This window comes from Salinisphaera sp. Q1T1-3, assembly GCF_003602005.1.
Classification (GTDB): domain Bacteria; phylum Pseudomonadota; class Gammaproteobacteria; order Nevskiales; family Salinisphaeraceae; genus Salinisphaera.
This window is the reverse complement of record NZ_QZWD01000033.1, coordinates 1-2,127: the sequence shown is the minus strand read 5'-3', so window position 1 is coordinate 2,127 and position 2,127 is coordinate 1. Positions and strand designations below refer to the sequence as shown.

The 2,127-nt window shown below is 55.1% G+C and carries 1 protein-coding gene and 1 pseudogene; one reads left to right on the top strand and one right to left on the bottom strand.

The genetic code is table 11. From position 1 onward, the window contains the following. The first annotated feature begins 270 nt into the window (after window positions 1-270). Entirely contained in the window at window positions 271-1,656 is a 1,386-nt protein-coding gene (locus D3260_RS17035; protein ID WP_233544122.1) for a S41 family peptidase, read from the top strand. Window positions 1,657-1,774: 118 nt separating this feature from the next. Here D3260_RS17035 and D3260_RS17030 read toward each other — a convergent pair. Further along, window positions 1,775-1,978 (bottom strand): annotated as a pseudogene (locus D3260_RS17030) (transposase); the annotation flags it as partial. Between the last annotated feature and the right edge of the window lie 149 nt (window positions 1,979-2,127).

Genomic DNA, 2,127 nt, shown 5'->3' with positions numbered 1-2,127 from the left:
CATGAAGACGAAGCGCTTCATCGACAAGCGCTGGCGAGACCAGGCGTGACAGCAATCCAATGCTGAGATAGTCCGCCATGCGGATGGGACCACCCAACGTCGACGCCTTGCCTGCCATGCCGATTACCGGAAGCGATCAATATTCAATAGTATATCGCTAAGTGAACGGCATTGGGTCTGTCCCCTATTGTCTCGAGTAAAACAAGCGTACATCGGCTACGACATGTTTTTCGGGGAGTAATGATGCAAATGGGAAGGATTTTGTGGTGCTTGATCGCCACGGCCATGAGTTGCGCGTTAACGGTGCCAGATGCAGGTGCGACCAATGCGTTACAAATGCCGGCTGATAACTCAATGGTATCGGCCCGTGTGTCGATCACGCAACGAATACGCATAGCCAGCGACATTCGTGCAGCCGTAGGCCGTTATTTCGCCCATTGGCAGGGTATGCCGGCCAATGATAATTTCGCCGCCGACTTCGAGGACTACACGAGAACGATCGCTGCAACCGATAGCCGTCGGGATTTCGATCTGGCGACGCTTATGCTGTTCGCTCACCTGCACAATGGCCACACCGGATTTCACGACCATTGGCTGGTTGCTCACAGTGGCGGCCCGGTTGGTATAGCAGTAGAGCGGCATCATGGTCGCTGGCTCATCGTGTCGTCGCACCGTGTGGGTTTATCGCCTGGCGACGTGATCATCGGCGTCAATGGCACTTCGATGGACGAATTCTACGCCGATAAGAAACGCTATATTGCGGCTTCCAGCGCGCGCGCGCGGGCGGACAAGCTTTTTATCCGTCCATTCCTATTTCCCGAACACTTCGTACTGACGCTCGCCGATGGCAGCAAGGCGACCATCGACCGTAGCGTTGCGTTGTTGCCACACCGGCATTCAGCCGATGAGAAACCGCGAGCCGAAGGCGGCTGGCCTTCCGGCACCTATTATCACGCCATCCCCTCGTTCGACGCGCCGAAATACGAAAAAGCCGCGGTCGCTTTCGTTAAGGAACATCGCGATGCGAAGACCCTTGTACTCGACCTGCGTGGCAATGGCGGCGGCAATACACCAGAGGATCTGATTCACGCCTTGATTGTGTCGCCCTATCGCTCTATGGCCGAGGCCTCGGCGATGTCGGTCGGGTTGCTAGCGGCGTATGGCAGTTTTGCCGATGCTTCGGAGGCTCCGAATGCGCCGCGCTTTCGGGCCATCGCATCTGCTATGCACAACTATTTCGAGCGCCCGATGATGTACTGGCCTGGAAGGATCATCGCACCTGATCAACCAATTTATTACGGGAGACTTATCGTGCTGATCGATCGGCATTGTGCATCCGCTTGCGAAGACTTACTTATGCCGCTCAAGACCAGCGATCGCGCTACGCTGATTGGCGAAACTTCGTACGGTTCGACCGGCCAACCTTATATAAAGGACTACAACAACGGCATGGGATTTCGCGTAGGCGCCAAGCGTGAGTTCTTCGGCAATGGGCAACCGTTTGAAGGGGTCGGTATCCAGCCGGATATAGCGGTCGATATTACGGCGCCTGATCTCAAGCAAGGCCGCGATCCAATTCTGGACGCAGCGCATGTACTGGCCGCGCGAGGCACAAACTCGACGGCGGACGATAACACACTGTCAGACCATCAATAATTGATTAATTTCGTCATTGAACGATAGGGCTGTTTCGCGTTTCTGCATTAAGAAGCGGCCTGCTAGTCGCTACTGAATGACCGTCTCCCCAATAACCGAGCATTCAGACTTGGAAAAATCAGGCCTGTGCGTGATTCAGATAGTACTCGCGGGGCGTCACATTGCCGAGCGAGCTGTGGGTGCGATCTTCATTGTATTCGACACGCCAGGTCTCGATCTTCTCCTGCGCGTCGGCCAGACTCAGGAACCAGTGCACGTTCAGGCACTCGTCCCGAAAGCTGCCGTTGAATGACTCGATAAACGGATTATCCGTCGGTTTTCCGAGGGACATTAAGGGACAGACCCAATGCCGTTCACTTTACGATTCGCACGGAATAATCCGGCCTTCGATTGAGCGGTTCATCGCCTTTTCGCGACAAATAGTCTTTCGTACGCCGCTTGATTCGCCTTGGATTGGTTCGGCCTCTGGGG